Source organism: Selenomonas sp. FOBRC9 (genome assembly GCF_000287655.1).
Taxonomy (GTDB): domain Bacteria; phylum Bacillota; class Negativicutes; order Selenomonadales; family Selenomonadaceae; genus Centipeda; species Centipeda artemidis.
Genome location: NZ_ALJR01000045.1, coordinates 1 through 3,597, shown reverse-complemented (window position 1 = coordinate 3,597; position 3,597 = coordinate 1). Strand labels below are relative to the sequence as shown.

The 3,597-nt window shown below is 51.9% G+C and carries 3 protein-coding genes; all 3 read right to left on the bottom strand.

The window, feature by feature from the left end; all coding sequences use genetic code 11:
- Positions 1–702, bottom strand: a 702-nt coding sequence (locus HMPREF1147_RS10735) for an IS256 family transposase (RefSeq protein WP_037351037.1), incomplete at its 3' end; no start/stop codon positions are given.
- Between the two features lie 201 nt (positions 703–903).
- Complete coding sequence (locus HMPREF1147_RS10730; protein ID WP_009658891.1) at positions 904–2,163, bottom strand: S-layer homology domain-containing protein; 1,260 nt, start codon at positions 2,161–2,163, stop codon at positions 904–906.
- A 357-nt stretch (positions 2,164–2,520) separates the two neighbouring features.
- Positions 2,521–3,597: putative porin (locus HMPREF1147_RS12190; protein ID WP_009658892.1), on the bottom strand; the 1,077-nt coding region annotated here is incomplete at its 5' end.

The window sequence follows — 3,597 nt, the reverse complement described above, 5'->3', positions numbered from 1 at the left end:
TCGATTTTTTAGGCTGTTAAGAACGCCAAGCCAATATTTGCTGCTCTCATTTTCTCCAATTTCAATGGTTAAGACTTCTTTTCGCCCGGCATCGTTAATCCCTACAACGACGTAGGCCGCAAGTTTGCTTACGATGCTGTCCTGACGCACGGAAAAATGGATGGCATCAATGAAAACGATCGGGTAAACGCTGACAAGGCAGCGGTTCTGCCATTCCTCAATGTGGGGCAGAATCTTATCGGTTACGTCGGATACAAATCCTTCCGATGCCTCAAAACCGTAGATGTCATTGATCGTTTCGGAAATCTGTCTCGTAGTCATTCCCTTGGCATACATGGATATGATTTTCTGATCAATCGCAGAGATATCCTTCTGCCGCTTTTTTACCACCTGTGGTTCAAAAGAAGACTGCCGGTCTTGGGGGACTTCAATCCGAACGCTCCCATAGCTGCTGTTTAATGTCTTGGATTTGTACCCATTGCGAGCGTTCTCATTGGCGGAGCGTTGGGATTTTTCGTAGCCTAAATGGCTGTCCATTTCCACCTCCATCATTTCCTTGATGGTTCCACCCAGCAGGTCTTTTAGTGCGTCTTGGATGTCGGATGTGCTCTCAATGTCATACTCTTGAAAGAGTTGCTGAATGATCGCTCTTTTCCCATCGGTCATTTTGACTTTGTGAACTTCTTTTTGTTGTTTTGCCATAAACAAAGACCTCCCATGATTTGATTTTACCATAGAAGTCCTTATTCCTTCGAGTCAGAAGTTTTTACAGAATTTCTTTCACACACTCCTATTTTTTATGGAATGGTCATCTAAGTATGATCTTCACCATACAAAAATCCCCCTCCCGAAGGAAGGGGGATTTGTTATGCGGCATATGCCGCGCTGTGTACTGAGAATGGATTAGAAGTAGAAGTTGACGCGACCGAACAGTTTCTGCACCTTGTCGTTCTCGCTCTTCTCAATCGTCTTGCCCTTGAAGTACTTCGCGGAGAGAACGACATTCTTGAACATGGTGTACTCCGTGCCGAACTCAAGACCCTTCGTTCCCTCAAGCGCACCGTCTGTCGTCGCAGCAGCCGAAGCTCCGCCAAGATGACGGTAGGAGAGGTATGCGCCCCACGAGCCCTTATCCATTGCGTCAGCACCCTTGTACTCATAGGTGACCTGACCGGACTTCTTGTAGTTTTCAAGATCGTTGTTCTGTGCATAAGCACCCGAGATGAAGTTGTTCTTGTCGAAGCGGTAGCCGCCGTTCAGTGCCCAGATGTTCATGTCCTCGTCATGATCCTTCGTGGCAGTCTTGAACTCTTCCGCACTGGCACGATAGTATCCCGCGCCTGCCATCAGCTTCTCGTTGTTGTACTGAAGCTCGATGCCCTGATAGTTTGCCGCATGAGCCAATTCATCGGAACTTGCACGGCCGGCTTGGAGCTTCACCTGGAAGTCCTTGCCGAACGAAACTTCGCCGCCCGAGAACTCGCGGTCGAATACGAGCGCGCCCGGCTTTGCATATGCCTCAGCCGTAAGAAGCTCCATCTTACCGAACTTCACCGTGAAGTTGTCGTAGTCGCCCTGCGCCCATGCACGCTGGAGCGTGACCTTGCTGTCCTGCTTATCGCCGTGCGTCCCGTCATCGTCGCCGTCTTTCGACATATCGACAGTCGCATCGAGACGTGCGTTCACATGCCAGTGGCTGTTGACCTCTGCGGACGGCTCGAGACGGAACAGGAGGTTGTCGTCATTGACGCGATCTGCGCCTTCATAACGCTTGCTCGTGTAGGTGTACTCGAGGGTGCCGTTCCACTTCACCATGTCGGCGTTGCGCTCGAGGTTCGAGACGCGGACGCCGAGGTTGTTGAGCTCGTCTGCGAACTCAGCCGCAAGGCGGTCAACGAGCGCGCGATCCGAAGCGGACATATCGCCCTTTGCCATCGCCTTTGCGACCATCTGCGCCATCTCATAACGCGTGATGTTGCGGTCGCCGCGGAACGTGCCGTCACCGTAGCCCTCAACAACGCCGTCGGCGGCGAGCTGGGTCACAGCGTCGTATGCCCAGTGATCACGGGGCACATCAGAGAACGGGTTTGCAGCAGCGAATGTCGTGCTTGCTGCGCCGACAACAAGAGCCGTTGCCAGTGCGGATACGAGAGTCTTCTTCATGAGAAACTCCTCCTTCTGATGATAAATAGAAACATCTGATTTCCAAGAAGGAGTGAGACGCCGCTGAAGTGTCCATGTTTCCTTTTCGCGAGACATTCTCATCCTCTTGGAATGGTTTCATCATAGCACGTGAATTAATAGATTGCAAGCATTTCCATGTAAAAATTTTTATACCAGACTATAATTTTCACCTTATTTTCAGTGTTTTATATACCGTACTCATCTCTGTTAAAGCGGTATTCGGCACAACGCCCTCTAAAACCTTGAAAAATATCTGCATCTATTGCAGCGGACAGTAAAAATCCCCCTCCAACGATGAAGGGGGATTTTGTTTTGAGGCGGATGCCGCAAGTATTTTTAGAAGAAGAACTCGACGCGACCGAAGAGCTTCTCCGCCTTGTCGTCAGCCGTCGGTCCGACATAGATCTCCTTGCCGCGGAAATATTTCGCCGAGAGCACCACGTTTTTGAAAAGCGTGTAGTCCGTACCAACTTCTACGCCCTTCGTATCCCACATAGCACCGTCGCTTGTCGGGAACGGGGAAGCGAATCCGCCGAGTTTGCGGTAGGCAACATAAGCGCCCCACGATCCCTTATCCTCCGGCTCAGCCCCCTTGTACTCATAGGTGACCTGCCAGGAACTCTTTGCGTTGTCCGCCTTTGTGTTCTCTGCGTAAGCGCCGGAGAGCATTGCTGCGTCGCCGAATCGGACGCCGCCGTTCACAGCCCAGATATCCGCCTTCGTGTTTCTAAGATTCTCGTCGCGGTTGTTAAGATACCGAACCGTATTTCTCCTGTGGAAATGCATCCCTCTGAAATAATTGGAGCCCAGATGGTAGTAGCCCGCCCCCAGCAGGACATTATTCTTGTCATACTGCAGTTCGACGCCCTGATAGTTCGCCACGTCTTCATCACCCGGCAGGTTGTGCGCACCATGGCCGCCGCCCGGCGCACCGAACGCATCGTCCAGATCAATGCGGCCGGCCTGCAGTTTGAACTTCAAATCCTTGCCAAAGCTGACCTCGGCACCCGAGAACTCATCGTCGAACACGAGGGCGCCGGGTTTCGCATACGCCTCGGCAGAGAGCAGTTCCATCTTACCGAGTTTCACCTGGAAGTTGCCGTAGTCTCCCTGTGCATAGAGACGTTTAAGCGTGACCTTGTCCCCGTTGTCATCTCCCGCGTCCGTGTTCATCTTGGTCTCCGCATCAAGACGTGCGTTCACGTGCCAGTGGCTGTTGATCTCAGCCGACGGCTCGAGACGGAACAAAAGGTTGTTGTCGTTCCTCTTTGTGTGATTAAACTTCTTGCGCTGACTTGTATATGTATACTCAAGTTTGCCGTTCCACTTCACCATGTCGGCATTGCGCTCGAGGTTGGAGACGCGGACGCCGAGGTTGTTGAGCTCGTCAGCGAACTCAGCGGCAAGACGGTC

Excerpts from the sequence above, each read along its gene's own strand:
- HMPREF1147_RS10730 (WP_009658891.1), bottom strand. The coding sequence starts at position 2,163 with ATGAAGAAGACTCTCGTATCCGCACTGGCAACGGCTCTTGTTGTCGGC.